The 19,788-nt window shown below is 41.3% G+C and carries 16 protein-coding genes and 1 pseudogene; 9 read left to right on the top strand and 8 right to left on the bottom strand.

Annotated features, from left to right (window positions below):
- Positions 1 to 171: 171 nt before the first annotated feature.
- Positions 172 to 1,257 carry a PD40 domain-containing protein gene (locus HRU77_12685; GenBank protein ID QOJ22177.1) on the top strand — a complete coding sequence of 362 codons (1,086 nt, stop codon included), beginning with the start codon at positions 172 to 174 and terminating at the stop codon, positions 1,255 to 1,257.
- Between the two features lie 852 nt (positions 1,258 to 2,109).
- On the top strand, positions 2,110 to 2,511 hold the full coding sequence (locus tag HRU77_12690; protein ID QOJ21458.1) for an isoprenylcysteine carboxylmethyltransferase family protein: 402 nt from the start codon (positions 2,110 to 2,112) through the stop codon (positions 2,509 to 2,511).
- A 144-nt stretch (positions 2,512 to 2,655) separates the two neighbouring features.
- Here HRU77_12690 and HRU77_12695 read toward each other — a convergent pair whose 3' ends face one another.
- From HRU77_12695 to HRU77_12705, 3 genes are all read right to left on the bottom strand, one after another.
- Positions 2,656 to 3,450 (bottom strand): methyltransferase domain-containing protein, encoded by a 795-nt coding sequence (locus HRU77_12695; protein ID QOJ21459.1) that lies wholly within the window; start codon positions 3,448 to 3,450, stop codon positions 2,656 to 2,658.
- A 46-nt stretch (positions 3,451 to 3,496) separates the two neighbouring features.
- Positions 3,497 to 4,477 carry a helix-turn-helix domain-containing protein gene (locus HRU77_12700; GenBank protein QOJ21460.1) on the bottom strand — a complete coding sequence of 327 codons (981 nt, stop codon included), beginning with the start codon at positions 4,475 to 4,477 and terminating at the stop codon, positions 3,497 to 3,499.
- Between the two features lie 123 nt (positions 4,478 to 4,600).
- Positions 4,601 to 5,371, bottom strand: a complete 771-nt coding sequence (locus HRU77_12705) for an MBL fold metallo-hydrolase (GenBank protein ID QOJ21461.1) — start codon at positions 5,369 to 5,371, stop codon at positions 4,601 to 4,603.
- 667 nt (positions 5,372 to 6,038) lie between these two features.
- Between HRU77_12705 and HRU77_12710 the strand changes: the two genes are divergently transcribed.
- The 7 genes and pseudogenes from HRU77_12710 to HRU77_12740 all read left to right on the top strand — a co-directional run bounded on the left by HRU77_12710 (position 6,039) and on the right by HRU77_12740 (position 13,122).
- Positions 6,039 to 6,212 carry a transposase gene (locus HRU77_12710; protein ID QOJ22178.1) on the top strand — a complete coding sequence of 58 codons (174 nt, stop codon included), beginning with the start codon at positions 6,039 to 6,041 and terminating at the stop codon, positions 6,210 to 6,212.
- Between the two features lie 209 nt (positions 6,213 to 6,421).
- Positions 6,422 to 7,261 carry a 3'-kinase gene (locus tag HRU77_12715; GenBank protein QOJ21462.1) on the top strand — a complete coding sequence of 280 codons (840 nt, stop codon included), beginning with the start codon at positions 6,422 to 6,424 and terminating at the stop codon, positions 7,259 to 7,261.
- A gap of 132 nt (positions 7,262 to 7,393) precedes the next feature.
- Positions 7,394 to 7,755: pseudogene (locus HRU77_12720) on the top strand (IS1595 family transposase).
- A gap of 517 nt (positions 7,756 to 8,272) precedes the next feature.
- Complete coding sequence (locus HRU77_12725; protein QOJ21463.1) at positions 8,273 to 9,238, top strand: DNA adenine methylase; 966 nt, start codon at positions 8,273 to 8,275, stop codon at positions 9,236 to 9,238.
- A 43-nt stretch (positions 9,239 to 9,281) separates the two neighbouring features.
- Positions 9,282 to 9,914 (top strand): hypothetical protein, encoded by a 633-nt coding sequence (locus tag HRU77_12730; GenBank protein QOJ21464.1) that lies wholly within the window; start codon positions 9,282 to 9,284, stop codon positions 9,912 to 9,914.
- A 17-nt stretch (positions 9,915 to 9,931) separates the two neighbouring features.
- Positions 9,932 to 10,507 (top strand): hypothetical protein, encoded by a 576-nt coding sequence (locus HRU77_12735; GenBank protein ID QOJ21465.1) that lies wholly within the window; start codon positions 9,932 to 9,934, stop codon positions 10,505 to 10,507.
- A 14-nt stretch (positions 10,508 to 10,521) separates the two neighbouring features.
- A complete protein-coding gene (locus tag HRU77_12740; GenBank protein ID QOJ21466.1) occupies positions 10,522 to 13,122 on the top strand; it encodes a nucleoside triphosphate pyrophosphohydrolase in 2,601 nt (866 codons plus the stop codon).
- A 37-nt stretch (positions 13,123 to 13,159) separates the two neighbouring features.
- Here the strand turns inward: HRU77_12740 and HRU77_12745 are convergent, their stop codons facing one another.
- From HRU77_12745 to HRU77_12765, 5 genes are read right to left on the bottom strand one after another with little or no spacing between them, the layout of a single operon-like run.
- Complete coding sequence (locus tag HRU77_12745; GenBank protein ID QOJ21467.1) at positions 13,160 to 14,281, bottom strand: DNA repair protein RadC; 1,122 nt, start codon at positions 14,279 to 14,281, stop codon at positions 13,160 to 13,162.
- A 20-nt stretch (positions 14,282 to 14,301) separates the two neighbouring features.
- Positions 14,302 to 17,142, bottom strand: coding sequence for a DUF1738 domain-containing protein (locus HRU77_12750; protein ID QOJ21468.1), 2,841 nt, complete (start codon positions 17,140 to 17,142; stop codon positions 14,302 to 14,304).
- Positions 17,129 to 17,347 carry a conjugal transfer protein TraD gene (locus HRU77_12755; GenBank protein QOJ21469.1) on the bottom strand — a complete coding sequence of 73 codons (219 nt, stop codon included), beginning with the start codon at positions 17,345 to 17,347 and terminating at the stop codon, positions 17,129 to 17,131. Before HRU77_12755 ends, HRU77_12750 begins: the two co-directional genes overlap by 14 nt.
- 24 nt (positions 17,348 to 17,371) lie before the next feature.
- Positions 17,372 to 17,911 (bottom strand): conjugative transfer signal peptidase TraF, encoded by a 540-nt coding sequence (traF, locus tag HRU77_12760; protein ID QOJ21470.1) that lies wholly within the window; start codon positions 17,909 to 17,911, stop codon positions 17,372 to 17,374.
- A 29-nt stretch (positions 17,912 to 17,940) separates the two neighbouring features.
- On the bottom strand, positions 17,941 to 19,785 hold the full coding sequence (locus HRU77_12765) for a type IV secretory system conjugative DNA transfer family protein (protein ID QOJ21471.1): 1,845 nt from the start codon (positions 19,783 to 19,785) through the stop codon (positions 17,941 to 17,943).
- Positions 19,786 to 19,788 lie beyond the last annotated feature (3 nt).

A 19,788-nucleotide genomic window follows, 5' to 3' on the forward strand; every position in this document is an offset into this window, starting at 1 on the left:
CAATTTAAGCAAATCAGAAACGCAACAATTTAAATTAACTAAGCAATCAAGAAAGCGCTAATTGATCTTTGACTGACATAAAGAAGAGTTATGTGCTTAGCGGTGATTGGAAAGATTTTCGGGATCGTCACATTAAATTTGGGGCTATTATTTTAAGAGGGAGCAATTATGATGAAAAGTAAACTGATTACTGCAAAACTTGGCTGCACATCGCTTGTATTGCTGTTAGTGCATGGTGTTTCTTATGCAATGCCAGGTATGCATGGAGCCGGCCACGGGAGTGCCTCGGAGTTGCCACGCATCTCAAAAAGCATGGGTGAGCCGATCAATTCGCCTGGTTCAGAAATCGAGATTACCTATAGCGCAGACGGCAAAACTGCAATTTTTGTGTCGACCCGTGAAGGTAGCCTAGAATCATCCGGTAACCCGTACAACTTCGATATATGGATGTCTCACAATGTAGATGGTGTCTGGCAACCGCCTATTCACTTAGGATCTGATATTGATCCTGCTGTCGGGCCAAATATTAATACGGCAGCTTGGGAACTGGAACCGAGTTTTTCCGATGATGGAAATGTCATCTATTTTACAAGATATGAACCCGGTAATTTATTGTCGGGTGATTTATACGTCGTTCAGAAAGTAGATGGCGTATGGCAATCGGCCAGGAACTGGAATGATGTTCCGGAACTCCCCAGCATCAATACGCCGACCGGTGAGGAACACTGTCCGATTATTGCTTCTGACAGCCTGATTTATTTCAACTATAGCCAGCCAGGGGTAACACAAGAGAGTGATATCTGGAAAGTTGAGAAGAAAAATGGGATATGGCAAAAACCGGTAAGCCTGGGATCGAAAATTAACTCTCCGCAGCGTGATCACATGCACTGGACTGGGCTGTCAAAAGATGGAAAAAGTTTAGTCGTCACCAGTATGCGGACTGATCTGGGTTCCCGTGGTGGGCATGATATGTGGATTTCACATCAAAAAGCAAATGGTGAATGGCAAGAGCCGATCAATCTCGGTGATTCCATAAATACTGACGGTGAGGACATGTGTTGGACTTTTACCCCGGATGGCAAGAAATTCACTGGTAGTTGGGGGCCGCAAGGTACTTTCGACACGGATATCCGCTGGGTTTATAAGGATGACATTCCCTTGCTGAAAGATTTTGAGCCGATAGGTCCGCCACCCAACTTGTTAACAAGTAGCAAGGCAAAACCAGTTACAGGGAACAACGAACTATCAAAACAATAAATATAGATCAAACTGGATTAAACTCGAAACAAATACCATCATAGGCTTTCACTGAGTATCTCGCGCTTTAGTCCTGTCCGATCATCGAACTGGATGTGGCTCGAAAAGCAACGTGGAGAAAAGTGTCAGCCTGTTCTTTGATTGCTATAGTAGCAGAACCGGTTTCCCTGATGGTTCGATACATCAGCACAAATTCTCAGATCTGAATGCACAAAATGCTTGAAATCTAGAGCATCATGGAGTTTGATGAGTATTGAACATAAATTCAGAAATAAATGATGGTAACGCTCATATTGGTGAGATATAAGTAAATATATTGAGGATCTATGAGTCTATACCATCTCCGGGATTGACATTCTTCTCTGTCATCATCGTGCCTCTTTCGTTAGAATGAAGAAAGAATCTGGACATCGTAATCATTGGAAAAAGATAGTGGTTATCTTACTTGTCTTGGCTGGAAGTTTTCTCTTGTCGATTGTTGGTTTCTGGGTACTTTGGAGTGGCATATTCTGGAATTATCAGTTAGTTATGTTTTTCCTATTTCTTCTACTATCATTTTCTGTGTCGCACTGGAATAAAGGAGCGGTAGGAGGTTGCATTTTTATAGCATGTGGTGTCGCTCCACTTGGGACTTTGACTACTCAGTTTAGAGATAGTAGCGGTTCACAATTGATGCACAATTCTTGTTGTGCTTACCAAGCTTATCGGAATCATTGCTGGTTATTTTTAGCGAAAACATCACTTGATTCCCATTCAGAATCTTCTAAGGATATTGCTTCATTCTAGTAAGCTATGTATTGTCTTGAACTTAAAATTCCGCCGGCTATGTTGGTTCTTTTGTTTGCAGTAGTCATGTGGTTTGTTTCATCGATGAATCCATGGGCGGTGATTCAAATTCCGGGCAAGGAGTGGGTGGCAGGGGCATTATGGTTAATAGGTTTTGCATTGATCATTGTCGCTGCCGTTGAATTTATTTCAGCAAAAACAACAGCAAATCCATTGACTCCTGGATTAGCCACTTCTATAGTCACCACCGGTGTCTATAGATTGAGCCGAAATCCCATGTATGTCGGATTTTTGTTGATGCTTGCGGCATGGGGCGTATTTTTAGCAAATGTCTTGTCTGTTTTGTTGTTACCGCTGTTTGTTGTGTATTTAAATCGATTTCAGATTATTTCGGAAGAAAATGCCCTATTGGCTAAATTTGGCGATGACTATGCCAGATATTTGAGATCGGTTCGCCGGTGGGTATGATATTTCGTATGCTACTTTATAAAGGGAAGCCATCTCAGTAAGTTAGCACACTTTAGTATGTGCTTAACTTCCTAAGACCCAAAATAATTCATTCGATATGCTAGATATTAATTTTCGATTTTAAATAACATCTGCCCGCAATACTTAAAGTCTTTCCGTTTCAAACAATATGGCTTGCATCGGATAGCGCATTGGATTTGAACCATATTCTTTTTTAAATGCCTCTGCTAACACCTTAACTATATCCTCCGGATCAACACCGCCACGATCTCTTATTTCAAAAATAACTGGCGAAAACACTAATGCACGTGCAAAAGCAGTCACATCTAAAATGTCGTATGAATGGCGCTGAACTGAGATTTCTATATTATCAAAACCAACATTTATCAGTTTTTCTTTGATGGGATCGATTTGGTGACACGAAACTGGTTCAAATAAAAAGTGGGGAGGATCTGAAGGAAAAAATTGTTTGAATACCTCAAAGCTCAAGCTCGCGAATGGATTGTACTTTTCAGAATCCCAGACACGGAACAAGTAATTGCCTCCAGGCTTCAGCATTCGATACGTCTCACGAAATGCTAGTTCTTTATCGAAAAACATAATACCGAATTGGCAGACTACAGCATCGAACGCCTCGTCTTCGAATGGTAACGCGGTAGCGTCGGCATTTTGGAAGATGATCTGTTCATTGGAAAGAAATTTTGTGCGGGCTAGTTCCATCATGGAATCGCTAATGTCCACCGCAGTCAAGTGAGTCTCTTTAGGTAACATGTCACGTAAATGACGGGTGACAATACCTGTGCCAGCTGCAATTTCAAGCACGTCGCGTGGTGATTGCTCTGAAATACGTCGCGCAGTGTCTACACCATAATAATCGAAAAGTACCGGCCCCAAATCACGATCATAAGGAATAACGACTTCATCTACATACTCTGCCATGTATAGTTCTCCGCAGTAAAAATTAATAAAAAAATAACAAAGATTCTTAGGCTATCTCGGCGGATGCTAAGCGTGGATATTTACCTTGAAAAGTTTTTCGCCATTCACTTGGAGTTACATTAAATCTATGTTTGAAATGTTGACGCAGGGAAACAGTAGAATGAAATCCTACTTGCTCTGCAATAGTATCTATTGCTAAAGAGGTAGATTCTAATAATTCCTGACTTCGCTGAAGGCGCTCTATTAATAGCCAATCTCCAACTGTCATTCCAGTTGCTTTGTAAAATTGTCGGGTGAAGGTACGTCGGCTCATCATGCAATATTGAGCAAGTTCATCCAACCCATGTATTTTATTTAAATTATTTCTTAAATAATCTAGAAGCTTGTTGATTCTGGCATCCTGTGTTGAAACAGGCACAGGACGTTCAATAAATTGTGCCTGACCACCTTCTCTATATGGAGGAATCACCATACGTCTAGCCAATTTATTAGCAATTGCACTGCCGTAACGCTGGCGAACTAGATATAAACAACAGTCGAGACCGGCTGCTGTCCCTGCCGAAGTAATCAAACGATCATCATCAACATATAGCGCATTACAGTCGAGTTCTACATCAGGAAAACGATTTATGAAATCCTGCTCAAACTCCCAATGCGTAGCCGCCTTATGGTTTTTCAGTAAACCTGCATACGCAAGCACATAAGTGCCCAAACACAGCCCTACAACTTGATTACCTCGAGCATGTGCCTCAACCATTGCATCCAGCATTACCTGGTTTGGCTTTTCAGCAGGATCTCGCCAAGAAGGAACAATAATAATGTCTGCTTTCGCCAATTCCTCCACACTAAGTGACGATTGAACACTCAGCCCCTCATTTGAACGTATCTGGCCCGATTCCTCTGCATAGATCTTCAGTTCAAATAATTTTTGATCGTGCAGGAGATCACCAAAAATAATACATGGTACCGATAAGTGAAAAGGGCTGAAATGATTAAAAGCAACAACCGCAACTAATGGGACTGTCATATTAAAACCTCGCAGGGTAAACTTTTTTACCGTTCAAATAGTATTTATGATGAAAGCTTGTAAATAATCAGACAATATATGAAGAAAATAATGCATCAGTAAGGTAGATGCATTATTTTGACCTCAGAACGTATATGATTCACCATCATGGGGTACTAATACTCGTTGCGTCATTTCCTTTGCTCTGAGAAATTCACCCAGCTCTTTTCTGGTTAAAGTGGCATGATTCACTGCTTCCATGTGGCTTGCAATAATAGTTGCTTCAGGAGCGGCTTTGTAGACCTCATAAATATCTTCCTTGCCCATAATAATAGATTCATTACCAATAACTTGTGCATCACAACTATTTAATACAACCACATCAGGATGATATTTGCTCAAGGTATTCTCGACTTCTTCACACCAGACCGTATCTCCAGCGATATAAAATGTTTTTTCGTCGGGATGTTTGAGAATGATACCGCTCACTTCTCCCAGCAATTCTTTCATATCCTCTACTACCTTCGGCCTTCCATGTTGTCCCAATGTTTTAATCAGCGTAATACCCTCATAATCATTGACTTCATTTAGTATCTGAACATTGTTAAATCCGGCAGATTTTACGGCTTTTGCATCTTTTTCATGTTGGGTAAAAATCAACATGTCTTTAGGAATTGCCTTTTTAGCCGCATCATCCCAATGATCTGGATGATCATGCGTTAAGATAACCGCATCCACATCAATTATTTCATTGATTGGCATAGGTAATTCTGACGTTGGGTTGCGAATATGTTCATTGATCGTCCCGCCAAACCCCGGCAAGGCTCCTTTTTCCGCTAACCAAGGATCAATTAATATTTTCTTACCACCATAATTAATTTTAAGTGTGGCATTTCTGATTTGAGTAAATTGCATTTTGTGGTGCTCCTCTAATGGTTTGTGTAGAAGACATTATGAGGAGGCTAATAAAAAATTATTAGTGGCCCTAGGGTCATTTATCAGAGCATTTGGGCCAAATAATATAAAACCGCTATTGGTTGCTTTAATCTTCAGATTTTATATACATCTAGGAGGGGAGAGGGTTAGCAGCCTGACAAGCTTCTATTTTGTTGCTAGTGATTCCAGAATAACCTATTAATCTGTTCAATATCTCATGTTTTTAATTTATCTGAAATTTATTAAAGTTATCTCCTACTCATGCAAGAGTGCATGAATGCTCTTCCCGCTAAGGCACATTTATCATTTTGTTCTAACTGATTAGAAGTGTCATATGTCACGCAGCCAATTAAGCTACAAATAATCATTGATATAATAACGAGAATTTTCATTTTTTCATCTTGTGATTCCCTGTGGTTTTGCCACGGGGATCTAATTAGGTTTTAGAATGTTGGGATGCGAGATGTCGTAGAAAAGGCGAGCCACTATGCGTGGTAGATACATTATCACATTGCATTTCCTGTGAAATACAGACGAGGGCTGTTAGACGAAGCGGTTGTAAGAATCATTATGATGACTACGAAAGAGATAGAAGAGCGCTACGACATTGAGTTTGAGCAGATAGGTTGCGCAAAGACCATGTCATATACTTTGTACAGCGCATCCGAAGATTGCACCGGGTCAGATTGTAAGGGTGTTCAAGAGCATTACAGCGCGAGAATTGTTTAAGAAGAGGCCGGAAGACCTGTGGAATGGAGAGTTTTGGACGGATGGCTATTATCGCAACTGTAGGGGGAAGAGCGGATTGGAATGTAGTTGAGCGGTATGTAAAGAACCAAGGTATGCCAAAAGAAGAACTGCGTCAGCTTGCGCTTTTCTAATACCCCGTGGTCTTGCCAGGGAGGTTGTTTATTTCTGAAAATCTGAAACAAGTTGATTATTTGCACTAACAAGCACCCAATCACGCCATGCGAAAAGGTAGAAGTGTCATACGCTCAGAAAAATAATAAGCTCTGCTGAAATGATTTTATGTTTGAACCTTATTTAAGACGATGGAATCTCCTTCCCGATGGCGACCCCATTGTCACGCGCGGCAGCTATTTATTGCCAGTGCGTATGGATGGGCACATAAATGGCAATCCTGCCATGCTGAAAATTGTCATGGATACCGAAGAAAAATTTGGCGGTTTAGTCATGCAATGGTGGAATGGCGATGGCGCAGCGCGAGTGTATGCTTACGAAGGTGATGCACTACTGATGGAACGGGCTCAAGGAGCTAATTCTCTCATGCAGATGGCATGCAATGGTCAAGATGATGAGGCTAGCCGCATTGCTTGCAATGTAATCGCCAAACTACACCAACCCCGATCTATGCCGCCGCCAGAGCTTATCCCATTAAATATTTGGTTTGAGGCGTTAGAGTCGGCTGCACAGCGCGAAGGGGGCGTGCTTCTTGAAAGTTTAGCTGCCGCCCGCGAGTTGTTGGCCTCACCGCACGACATTGTAGTGCTGCATGGTGACATACATCATGAAAACGTATTAGATTTTGGTTCGCGCGGTTGGCTTGCCATCGACCCGAAGCGCATAATCGGTGAGCGCGGCTATGATTATGCGAATCTTCTGTGCAATCCGGAATTACCATCGGTCACTGATCCCATCAGATTTATTCGCCAATCTTACGTGATTGCGCAAGCTGCTAATTTGGAACGACGGCGCTTATTGCAGTGGACATTGGCATATGCTGGCTTATCGGCTTCATGGTTTTTGGAAGATGATGATCGCCAAAACGCAGATTCGGATTTTTCCATTGCTGAACTAGCACTGCAAGCCCTGTCAACGGAAGCGAATAATCATGACGATCTCCATTGACGAACTGCGCATTGAACCCGTTACATACGATAACGCGACCGATGCCAAGGCAATCGATGGAACATTTATCATTAACGCCCGCTTGTTACTTTCGACTTCATCCGATGGCTTCCGTTACGAGATAATCTCCATAAGGTTGCTGTGTTTGGCATATTGAAACGCGGTGATAAGGTCTATACGAAGGTTGTTGGAGATACCAAGACAGAAACGTTGAGCCGCCCATTACTAGAAAAATAGCACCTGACAGCATAGTTTATACAGACTGTTACCGCAGTTATAATGCTCTCGACGTGAATCATTTTTACCATGAACGGATCAATCATTCCACGCTATTTGCTCAAGGTAAGAATCACATCAACGGCATTGAAAACTTTTGGAATCAGGCAAAATGCGTCTTAAGAAAATACAATGGTATTCCTAAAGGATCATTTCCTCTGTTTCTCAAAGAATGTGAATTTAGATTTAATTATGGAACACCTAAACAGCAACTATAAATACACAAACTTTGGACCCAGATTTAACCTGATCTACTACAGCCCCTATTATTTTAAATATGCGATGAGCTGGTATTTAGTGCTACTGTTCTTGCAATTGGTGTAGAACCGATTAAAACAAGATTCTTATAGAATTTTATTAAAATATTGCGTGGCTCTGGATTGTTGTATCGTTAAAGCAAGAAGCTATATGGGGCACGGATACTTGATCTTGTGCGGCATAATCTGCTCTAGTAATAGAAAGTGTGTTGTGCAACTGTAGTGCTTTTGTTTTCAGTGCGATTGCTAAATAAAAGCTCAACATCTATAAACTGGTGCGATTATGGTCAAGTGAATAGTGAACGCATGCATTTATTGTGGTACAAACCATCTTTGTCGTTGGATGCAGATGCGCTCGACTTGATGTATTCATAATCAGAGCGATCTTTTCTGAACACTAGTCGTGCATGGGTTGTGTTAAAAAAACTGGATACTTTATATAGTTACTGTTCAATGCATAGAAAATTGGTGAAATAGCGTGGCATCAGAACCTCTCAAAATTAGATCCCTTTCTGGCAGTTTATTGAGATACCCGGGTGGAAAAGGCCGACATGCTAAAATACTCGTGTCTATTTTTAAGCTGAACAAACTGCAACCGAAAACATTTATTGAACCATTCTGTGGTGGAGCTTCAATTTCTCTAAACCTACTGGAAGCTGATGCAGTTGAAACAATTAGTCTAAATGACTTAGATCCAATGATCGCATCTCTATGGAAAGCTGTTTTTTCTACCTCCGATAGCAAATGGCTTTGCGAGCAAGTAATGACCGCTCCTTTGACACTTGAATACTGGGATTATCAAAAATCAAAAACTCCTCAAACACTTAGAGAACAGGCATTCCAATGCCTCTATCTCAACAGAACCTCTTTTTCTGGTTTATTACATAAGCATGCAGGTCCTATTGGAGGAAGAAAACAGGATCGCTGGACAATTGGATGTAGATTCAATCGAGAAAAATTGGCTGCACGGATAGAAAAATTGTCTAGTTATGCAGATAGGGTAAATTTTATTGAAAATAAACCTTGGAGGAATTTTATCTGTCAAAGCATTACTTCCTCATGTTTTCTTTATTTTGACCCCCCCTACTACAACAAGGCGGATAGACTTTATAGATATGTATTTGATGAAAATGAACACGCTGCATTATATGAATATTTACATAATTTTTGCGATATTCCTTGGGTTTTATCGTATGATGATTCAAAAATTATTCGTGATATGTATCTGTCTGGAAAACAAGTTAACGGCTGCATAATTGATAGTACATACTCAACCCATCCAATTGGTGGGAATTCATTTATTGGAAGAGAGCTACTATTAACTAACCTGAAAACTTTGCCAAAGTTTGATACGAACTATTATCACAGTGGAATTTCAATAAGAGATTTTGATGCTAAGTCATCAAAATTTATGAATCAAACAAATAATTTCATTCCAGTGTAAATTATTAAGCTTAACTGACCATTTTTTATTAGTGAGTTCAAAAATGAAAAGTACAACAACTGATTTATGCAGGTTGTGCTCAATCGTAAAAAGCAGACATATAAACGGAATTGTCGATAAACCAATTCATGAAACGCCCAATTACATGGTAATTCCTTCAATTGGGGCTTTTATAGATGGATGGGTAATGATTGTTCCAAGAAAACATATATATGACATGTCAGAACTGTACGAAGATGATGAATTTGTAAGATTAGCACTAAAAATTTATAAATATATTGAAGAAAAATTTGGTCGGCCAGTAATGTTTGAGCATGGTGCATCATATAGCGGCTCTCCAACAGGATGCGGCGTTGATCATGCTCATTTTCATTTCGTCCCATTTGTTGAATCTCTATTAGAAGATTTAAAAGAGACTAGGTTACCGTGGCAAAAATGTATCGCAAGTGAAATTACCAATAAATCATGTGGCCGAGACTACCTTTTTTATAGTGAAACACCACCAACTCTTAGCAAAATTAATGGGTATTTGCACATAGTTGATAGACCAGTTTCTCAATTCTTTAGAAAAATATTGGCAAGGAAAACAGGAAATGAGCTTATTAGCGACTACAAGAATTTTCCCCTCCTTGAAAAAACCCAACGAACAGCACTAGAGCTGCAAGGCCTAAGCTAGTTTCTGGAATAAATCCGATGAGTAACAATAGCCATGAAGCACATGATCCCAATGCGAGCACGGCTGAGCCCACTGATGGAAGGCAACAATATGAATGGCAAAGCAAATATCCTAAAGATGCGATGCAAATTATAAGGTTCGAGTCTATCTATCTATTTATTCTGCTTCTTATGTCACTTCTCGGAATACTTTTAACGTGGAATAGATATCTCGAAAACTTTCTTTTTAATCCAGAAATATTAGATCCAAAAATTTTTCGTATTTACAGCTACTATTGTTTTGCGGGACTATTAGGGGGAACAACCTTTTCGATAAAGTACATGTACCGGGTAGTTGCGCGTGGATATTGGCACCTGGACAGACAAATTTGGAGATTGTTATCACCTTTTATGTCTATAAGCATATCTTTTGCTGTCGGTACATTAATTAGCGCAAGTTATATTGGGTCAGATACCATTAAATTTAGTCATTCAGCAGCATCGGCTATAGGCATTGGATTCTTAGTTGGTTATTTTGCTGACCAAGCAATCGGAAAAATGTATGAAATTGCAATGGTTCTTTTTGGTCCTACAAGCTTACATCATAAAAAATAAAGTACATAAAAGTGATGTCAAAAAATATTATTAATGGATTAACTCCTATCAATAATATTCTATTGGTACATAAAGATGAAATTATTGAATTATTACCCGATCAAGTTTCAACTGAATTAGTAGGTGAAAAAGCTTTCGGTCTTGCTTGTATTCCATCTTTATGGACACTCCCATTTTTTGTAGTCTCTGGAGAGCTTGTAGCATCTGCAAGCAAGATGGATCACTCACAACTTCATTTGCTAATTGCAGAATGGTTTCTCGAACTAACTTTTGCACTTAAAAAGACTGGATTAGATAATGAAACGCATCTAACTTTGAGATCTTCCGGGATAAACGAATCTATCCAGAATCGAGGAAAATTCCATACAAAAATAGCAAGATCCAATAAACTAGCTGATGACCTAATAAGTTGGCTAGTACAGATCATCTCAGATGAAACGCTAAGAAACGAACAAATAAATCTTATTATTCAGAAATACTCGTTGGTTTCTGCCAAAGGTCATCTATCAAATGAACGAAGATGCTCCAAAGAATCAAGAGATTGGTTAGGTGAAATAGAAAATGAAAAAGAGCCATTTCAAATTAATTTGCGCAATTGGCGAAGTAAAGAAAATAATTTTGAGTCTGCGCTAAAACCCCTAGATTGTAATATCAAAATATCTCTACAAAATGTTTTAAAGAAAGCAGCATCATGGGGAACTGCACATCAATGTCGATTGCATTTTGAATGGGTATGGGATGGCAAAATCATATATTTGGTTCAGGCTGATGTTGAAAGTTTATTAGGAAATTTTGATCCTGTAAAACACTGTAAAAAAAATAATCAATCACATTTTTCCTTCGTGCCCAAAATACTTTCTAAAATATCGAAAGAACATGGTAGGAAGTATCATAAGATTAACAATGTTTTTACTTATATGGAACTTGATCTTCCGATAACCAGTTTATATGTTCTAGATAATCAGGGAGTAATAAAAGAAATTTCTAATGGAAATTTCCAAGAAGAGTTATTACACGATATTGGTGAATTGGTAAGATCCTCATTGGTTATAAGAACCGATATTGTTAGTGATGAACTATCAAATAAACAGCTTCTTCCTCGCACACATGAAGTCAGAAATATTGAAGATGCAAAAGAATGGTTAATAAGTAAATCTAAAATTCTTTTGAGTCAAGTTTCAGGGCCTATAGAATTAGCTTTCATTTTTCATAACTTTATTCCTGCTGAAGCATCAGCTTTTGCTTTCTCTGCACCAGGGGAAAGGAAAGTCCAAATTGAAGCTTTATGGGGTATTCCCGAAGGATTGTATTACAACTCACATGATAATTATATTGTTGACACACTATATTCAGATATCGATAAGGCTAGTACATCAATCGACAATTACGTTCTCACAGAGAAGAAGAACTTTAAACGTAATTGTGTTGCCCCAAATGAAAATGGTACATGGATAAATCAAGCAATTTCCAAACCGTATGATTGGAAAAGCAGCATTAGATATAAAAAATGGATCCGAAAAATAGCTTGTGATTCTAGACTGATATCGACTCAAGAAGATAAGCCACTAAGCATCATGTGGTTTGTTGGTGTCCCAAAGGAATTTTCTACAGCTTCGGTTTTACCTTGGTATCATGAAGAATATGACTTAAAAAAAATACAAAGAAGTCATGGTCATAGAAATAAAACGCATTTTGATAAAATATTTGAAATTAAAAATTTTGAAGATATTGCAAAACTAGAAGCACTTGTAGATTCGAATGACAAGAGTATTAGAAGAGTGCTTGTAAAACCTCAAGATGAAATATTGTTACGTGATAGAAATGCATTACAAAAAATTGGTGGGCTAGTTAAAAAAATTGATGCTGTTATTTTTCTAGAAGGGGCTACTCTTTCTCATGCTTATTATCAACTTCTTCAAACGGGCGCAAATGTAGAAGCAGGTACTACATTTAAAGGTGATAATGAGCAGCAGGTATTTAATAAGTTAGTTAGAGACAAGATCCCTCAAAAAATTGAATCGGGTGGAGAACTTGTAAAAGCTGAACGTTTAATAGGTGATGACCTATTAAGAGCTTTATGTGAAAAACTGGTAGAAGAATCTCTTGAAGTTTTAGATGCGAAAGATCATGACTCAATAATCGAAGAATTATCAGATGTCCAAGAAGTTATAGATGGGATATTAAATAGTTTAAAAGCAGACATGTCCGAAGTCACAAAAGCAAAGGAAAGAAAACTAAATAAAGTTGGTGGATTTAAGGATGGTGTTGTTCTCGTAAAAACCACAAATCCATTGCCTTCTACAAAATACAATTTAGATTCTTCTCAAAATTCACTGCCTCTAAACGAATTTCAGAGTGTCTCTAATTATGCACCTTATCGTCGTTCCGAAACTAGAATAAATAAATGGACTGATAAAAGAGAACATGCGGCAACTAAGGAAATTTTATTAAAAGTTACAGCACCAATTGTACTTGACTCATGGAAGAGCGAAACACCGCAATTTTTTATTGGAGATAAAACCATAAGTGCGGAAATCACCACAATTAGAAAAAAAGGGGATCTAGAAATATCACTTTCAGTTTTTGCACAGCAAACACAACTAAAGCTTTTCTAATTGAATTCAATACCGCCACAAATAGTCATCCAGTCCGCTACCTATTGCGTCCTTTGCCCCTTAACTTGGTTAATCCGCCATCTTCCTTCACAAAGGATCTGGGCTTTCTAAGAATGGCGCTTATTTCACCGGGCATTGACGCAAATAATCCTTCTTCCCGCAATGAACGATAATCAGAGCCCTCTACGGTTAGCACATCTTTTAAGATGCCAGCTTCACAGGCTTTGGATAATACCGGGTGTCTGTAATCATTGGTGTTCGTGATGGCAAATACCGTATTGACGCCAGAATTGCGTGCAAAATTTTGTAGTCGTGCCAGAAGCAGATTTTGAGGACGCTCCAATACAGACAGGGGTAACTCACTTAACGACAATACAAAACCTGTTGCACTAAGCCCTATGAAGTTAAAAAACTGATCTCGCTTTTTTAAAGCATGACCTATCTTTGCCAGATCCTCCGGTGAGGCTATTTTCTCCAAAAGCAGCTCATGACTTTTATAATGATTATTCTGATAACCTCCTGCCTGATCACCCATCCAAGCCACAAAATCGACATGACCGTCTTTATCAATGACACTGTATTGACTGGTATTGATTACCACATGGCCTTTGAAACTCGGAACAGTTGATGCCAGTATCTCTGTGAGTCTGACATCCTGACTCGATGGCGTAGCACTACCCGATGGATGATTATGCAATAACCAGTAACCATCTGCTTTAACATGTCGTCTAGTCTTTCCTACTAAAACACCCAGATCATGTTTGGCATGCCCAATCTTTTCCAAATAGACTGCACCCGGCAATCTGGAACTCACAGCCGTATGATGAATGATGCGATTCATACGGGTATAGAAGATTCTCAGTGTCTCATAACGCGGATCGCGTAATATTTGCGTCATTATTGCCAGATCATGGCCTGACTTGATGCGCTGATTCAGGAAAGTGGTTCCTCCTTTTTCTTTGAAGTCTTTTGGGAAATCACAACCCAATAAGGTGCCACCTGCCCATCGAGCATGAGCTTCAAGCAGTTCTGTATAGGCACCTCTTCCTGCTTTCTTTTGCTTGTCTGTAGTACCGGGACGAGTCTCAATTTTTTCATAAAGATCACCTTCATCAGAATCGAATGGGTTTCCTGGAATCTTCAGCATATTATCGCGCATCTTATGGTCTCCTTAAAAGATTACCTGGTCAATGCACGTTTTTGCTTGATTTCCTGCTGCTTAGGTTCAATAGGGACTTGTAACTTCAATAAGCTGTCCTGCTTAGCCTGCTGAGATATTTTTTCAACAACCGATCCAACTTGTCGTTTGACTGCCTCAATACCCAACGCGCTTTTATTGGCGAGATCATTAAAATCATTTAATTTCCTTGAGTTCCGTTCACCCGGCGCAAAAATCGGAAATACCACAGCCCCATTTACCAATGTCGCTGCTTCCAACGCTTTTTCCTTGCCGGGATTTTTGCCAAGGGTGGATTCCAGATGATAATCATCGTCGCCTGCGATAACGATTGGCTTGTGCGGGTATTTATGATGTAAATCCTGCGCAACTTTGGGCAAGTTACCTGAATCAAATGCAGCTATGACAGGATAATTCAGCCCCTGAGATAATGTATCTGCGGTGGCATAACCTTCAGCAATTACAATGGCAGGTAATTTGTTAATTGCTGCATCCAATCCCTGACCTGCATTACCCGCCACATGAAAGTTATTCTCTTTCTTGCTACCCGCTGCAAAAAGCTTTGCACCACTGGGTTGTATCGTTTGCGCACTCCAGATCTGACCATGAATATCTTGTACAGCCAGCAATAAATCACCGGCAGTCAGTACAATACTGTCTGGATTTTCCTCACGTAGTAGCCTGACTTCCTGCCAGTTCTGACCAATTTTGATGATTGAATCGGTTGGCAAATCATGCACATTCTGCGGCACGATTCTTAAATCGCCTGGCCGGGCATGCTTCTCTTTCAGATAAGGATGTTCGGAATCGGCAGCAGGTGCGATAGTCAGCAATTGCTGAATTGCATCAGCAACTTTAATTTGCTGTGCATGTTGTTCGGCTTTTCTGTTCTGCTGCTTGATAGCAGCTTGGGCGATCAGCTCGGCTTTCTGCTCATCCGTTAACGAATACCCCTTAGCCTTCCAGCGAATTTCAATACCGGTTCGATTGTTCTTGAAATATCCGGCAGGATGACCATCCAGATGCGCCACATAAAAACCTGATTTCTCACCCGGCTTGTCACCTTCAACTTTAATTCTGTGTGTGCCGCCATCCATCACCGGATGATTGCCATCAACCCGGCAACCTTGAGCGCGCAGCAATTCAGCAAATTCCACGTGAGGATCGATAGCCGGTTCCTGCTGTCTGGAAACATTCTCCGGCAGCCAACGTTGTAATGTTTGAATATCTGCTTCTGACCCTACATACCAGGCATGGGCCTTCTTGTCCCAACGAGCGCCAGCAGATTTCGCCAAATCCTTTTCCGTATAAGGAACAATCAAATATTGACGAGCATTGTCATCATCTTGCTCGGTCTTGGCTCCTGATATCGATACTCCAGTGCTAATTGGATCATTTCGAATGCGGTTTTCATGGATGTTGGCAAGCTTAATGGCCTTTTCATGTTCATTTTGTTCTGCAGCGACATCTATAAGTGCGAGCAGATCCGTTAAATCTTGCGCTTCTTGTTTGGATTCACAGTCTCTCACCCATTGAAAGGTCTGATCATCACGCTGCATAGTCACGCCCCAAAATTGTGGCTCCATGTTTATTGAATCAGCGGATACTATAGACTTAATACCATTTTCATCGGTTTGAATGATGTTACCCTGAATCTGTAATTGTCCATTCCAGCTAGCAGGAATGCTAAAACCCAGTTTGTCTTTTGCCACCTCTTCAAACTCCAGGTTATCAATGCCGCCGCCCCTCGAAAATTTGAGTGCATCGGCAACCAGAATGATGGCATCCTGATCCTTTTTTGACATATCCTGTGTCAACTCATTCAACAGTTTGATATTGCGAGATGCGATGGTGGCCAGATCAGGTGAGAGATTCAGTAAATAAGCTGTGGTGTTTTGCTTGATTTGATCCATTTTGGTTGCCTCCTGCTTATCAATTTTCTGTGCAATTTCCTGTTGTTGTGACAATGCCAGTACATAATCCTGGATTTTTTCCGCATCAGCAGCAGCACGAAATATCTCTGTCGGATCCTCCTGCAGCGCTTTGATCCATGAATTTACATAAGCCACATGCTGCCCCGGATCATGACCAATACCCAGCTCACCGCTGAGCAACATGCTGGCAATCTCGGCACGTAATTCTTCTTTGGCATAGTCTTCGCTTCCAAATGGATGCGATAGATCACGACTTAAGCGCAATTCATGACCTGTCCAGTGGCCCAGTTCATGCAGGGCGGTTGCGTAGTAGCGATCGGGGGTCGGAAACTGGTGCTTATGGGGTAAGTGGATACTGTCAGTTGATGGCCGGTAAAATGCACGATCAGCCTCGCCATGGCGGATCACGGCATGGGATGCTTGTAATATGCGTTCTGCCCGCTCCAGTGGATCCCAGTCAGGGGCTTTTATATCGAGTTCTGGCAGATTATCCATCTGCTGCGCATTAAATACGGCGGCATAAAACACCCTGGGACGCTCCAGTCTGACCTGTTCTTTAATAGGATTACCTTCACTATTTAGTACAGGATTATTGTTGTCATCGGTTTTGATGCGTTCATCGGTGAATTTCCAGTATTGCACGAGCGTGCTTTTTTCACCTTTGCGCACCTGTGCCCCCAGACTTACCGCTTGCTTGTAGGTTAGCCAACGTGGATCGGTATGTGCACGACTCATCAGATTCAGGCTATTAATGCCTCGATAGCGCTTACCCGTTGTTGGATTCATGGGTAATACGGCCAGCAGATCACCGGGTTTCCAGGGCTTTTGCCAAGGCGCAACACCTTTTTTAAGTTGCTCAATCAGATTCTCGGCGACTTGTTCATGAAAAGCCTTCTTAGCCTCTTTCATCGTCAACCTCCGCTGTATGATCAATGCCGCTATCCAGCGCATCTTGTTCACTCAAAGCATCTTCCGTGAATGCGCCCAGCCTTTCAGCCTCTAAGGGATCAAATTCAGCCTGGAAGCCCGGTATTTCTGCATCGAGTAGTTTTTCCTGAATGATTTCTGTTATGTCAGGATTGTTGGTTTCAGCATCAATCTGCGGTCTATCCATAACATTGTCTCCTTTAAATTTTAATTAATGACTCCAGGTAAAAACTGGACGGACAACCTGTTGAATCTGATCACGCGCAATCAGTCCGAAATAGCGCGCATCAAAGGATTGGGAGTTTAAATCGGATAGCAGTAGGTATTCAGAATCATCCAGTACCGCTTGAAGCCGGTATTGTGGCAAGGGTTGACCATCAGCATCGGCTGTGAGCTGAGCACTGTTGGGCAAATGTTCACTATTCACAAAGATGCCAGCCTGATTGATGGAAACCACATCTCCGGATTGTGCAAAGACGCGTTTGAGCAACAAACCATAACCGCCAGGGCAATCCCCTCGGTTGATGTAGGATCGATCCTTGGCCATATCAAAAACCACATTCTGTGGTGGGCAGAAAGCAACATAAGCGCCGCTTAAAATCGGTTCATCAACCACTTTGTAGAAACCCACTGGCAAGCTGGGCGTTGAATTGATATAAATCCCGCTGATTCGTGCACCAATACTCAGCACAAATAGGCTAACGCTCACTGCTAGAACAAATACAACCAGGATTTTGATTGTTTTTTTCATGAAGTTGATTCTCAAGCGTGCGAGGTATCTCACAGTCCGGTTAATTTATCGCTGAAGCTTGGGGGATTGACTTGCGCTCGTGCGGTAAAGGTTTCATCCTGAAAGTACAAAGGCTGTGTGCCATAGATTGCGGGGAAACCGGCCACATAAATAATCATGTCGCCTGGCTTGGTAATCTTGCCGTCAGCATCTTTCATCGGGCCGGGCAGTCGCATACACTCATCCGGCGTTAATAACGCGCGCTGCGTCTCCTGTAAGGTACGGGTGACATGTCCATGCATCATCGATGACCTGCGGCCGCTGGTGGTGATCTGTTCTTTGATAACCGTGGTTTGCCCGGTCAGTTTGGATAAGTGCTCCGCCGTTTCAATCCGATTGGGTGCAAACGCGGTCTGGATATGACAATTGGAAGTAATCGCTTCATCATGCCCGTAGCCGGTCTCACGGCTTTTAAGCTGATTTAAGTCCTGGCAGATCAGATAGGCTTTCATGCCATAGCCTGCGATAAATGCGAGGGATTCCTGAAAAATTTCAAGTTTTCCTAAACTTGGGAATTCATCCAGCATCAACAAAAGCTTGTGTTTGTAATGTGCGCTGGGTTGACCGTCTTTAAACGTGATTCTGTCGGCCAGCTTTCTGATGATCATATTGATCAGAATGCGGATTAAAGGACGCAACCGCGATTTGTCATTGGGGTGTGACACAATGTATAAGCTGACGGGATGCTCATGGTGCATGAGGTCGCGGATTGTGAAATCCGATGTGCTGATATTGTTGGCCACGATCGGATCGCGGTACAAAGACAAATACGATTTGGCTGTCGACAACACGGAACCCGCTTCTTCTTCAGGGCGATCCAGCATGTCGCGCGCACTGGCTGCAATAACCGAGTGACTTTTGCCGTCCAGATAATCTTGCATGGCCATTTCCATCCACAATTCCCTGATATCGCGATCAGGATCAGAGAGCATTGCATCGACAGTCGAGAATGTGGCAGGGATTCCTTCTCGCTCTGATTTATACAAAGCATGCAAAATGACACCTACCAGCAATGCCTGGCTGGTCTTCTGCCAGTGGGTTTGTAATCCTTTACCATCCGGATCAACAATTAAGGTAGTCAGGTTTTGAACGTCGGCCACTTCCATCCCGCTGCCAATCTGGATTTCATCCAGCGGATTCCAGTGCGCACTACTGGTTGATGCCGGATCAAAACGTAGTACCTTGTTCTTGGCATAATGCTTTCTCCAACCGGCGGTCAATGCCCATAACTCACCTTTGAGGTCAGTAATGACTGCACTCTGAGTCCAGGAAAGCAGAGTCGGTATGACGAGACTGACACCCTTGCCAGAGCGGGTTGGGGCATAACACAATACATGTTCCGGGCCACTGTGTTTCAGATAGTGGGTTTTGCCGGAATTATCCCGCCAGCCGCCGACATAAACGGCGTCGCTCTGGTTACTTTTGTGATTCTTGCCTGTTGCAAGCAATCCTGCAGCTACAATGTCCTTTTTATCTGCCCATCTGGCCGAACCATGCAATCCTTGATTGGTTCTGGATGAATTGGCCAGCACCATTTTAATGACCAATACCAGTATCAAACCGATGCTGGAGAATAAAATGCCGAAACCTGCCGCCAGATCGAAGATGCCCGAATACTCGCCATACCATTTATTTGCCCATAGCAGAATTGCCCAGGGTTCATAGATGCAAAAAAAGTGCGCGCCTAATTGTTCTTGATAATTGAATTTATAGGCAAAATACTGGGTGGCGACTTGGAATCCGCCAACAAGACACACAACGGACAATAGCCGAACGATAAATGTATCTTTTGTAATATTTCTGCTGTCTTTAGAATCAAAATTGGCTTTATTCATCAA

It is taken from the genome of Gammaproteobacteria bacterium (genome assembly GCA_015709615.1).
In the GTDB taxonomy this organism is placed as follows: domain Bacteria; phylum Pseudomonadota; class Gammaproteobacteria; order Burkholderiales; family Nitrosomonadaceae; genus Nitrosomonas.

Coding starts and splice junctions, on each gene's coding strand:
- HRU77_12750 (QOJ21468.1), bottom strand. CDS start 17,142: ATGAAAGAGGCTAAGAAGGCTTTTCATGAACAAGTCGCCGAGAATCTG.
- HRU77_12755 (QOJ21469.1), bottom strand. CDS start 17,347: ATGGATAGACCGCAGATTGATGCTGAAACCAACAATCCTGACATAACA.
- HRU77_12685 (QOJ22177.1), top strand. CDS start 172: ATGAAAAGTAAACTGATTACTGCAAAACTTGGCTGCACATCGCTTGTA.
- HRU77_12730 (QOJ21464.1), top strand. CDS start 9,282: ATGAAAAGTACAACAACTGATTTATGCAGGTTGTGCTCAATCGTAAAA.
- HRU77_12735 (QOJ21465.1), top strand. CDS start 9,932: ATGAGTAACAATAGCCATGAAGCACATGATCCCAATGCGAGCACGGCT.
- HRU77_12765 (QOJ21471.1), bottom strand. CDS start 19,785: ATGAATAAAGCCAATTTTGATTCTAAAGACAGCAGAAATATTACAAAA.
- HRU77_12690 (QOJ21458.1), top strand. CDS start 2,110: ATGTGGTTTGTTTCATCGATGAATCCATGGGCGGTGATTCAAATTCCG.
- HRU77_12705 (QOJ21461.1), bottom strand. CDS start 5,371: ATGCAATTTACTCAAATCAGAAATGCCACACTTAAAATTAATTATGGT.
- HRU77_12745 (QOJ21467.1), bottom strand. CDS start 14,281: ATGCGCGATAATATGCTGAAGATTCCAGGAAACCCATTCGATTCTGAT.
- HRU77_12700 (QOJ21460.1), bottom strand. CDS start 4,477: ATGACAGTCCCATTAGTTGCGGTTGTTGCTTTTAATCATTTCAGCCCT.
- HRU77_12740 (QOJ21466.1), top strand. CDS start 10,522: ATGTCAAAAAATATTATTAATGGATTAACTCCTATCAATAATATTCTA.
- HRU77_12715 (QOJ21462.1), top strand. CDS start 6,422: ATGTTTGAACCTTATTTAAGACGATGGAATCTCCTTCCCGATGGCGAC.
- traF (QOJ21470.1), bottom strand. CDS start 17,911: ATGAAAAAAACAATCAAAATCCTGGTTGTATTTGTTCTAGCAGTGAGC.
- HRU77_12695 (QOJ21459.1), bottom strand. CDS start 3,450: ATGGCAGAGTATGTAGATGAAGTCGTTATTCCTTATGATCGTGATTTG.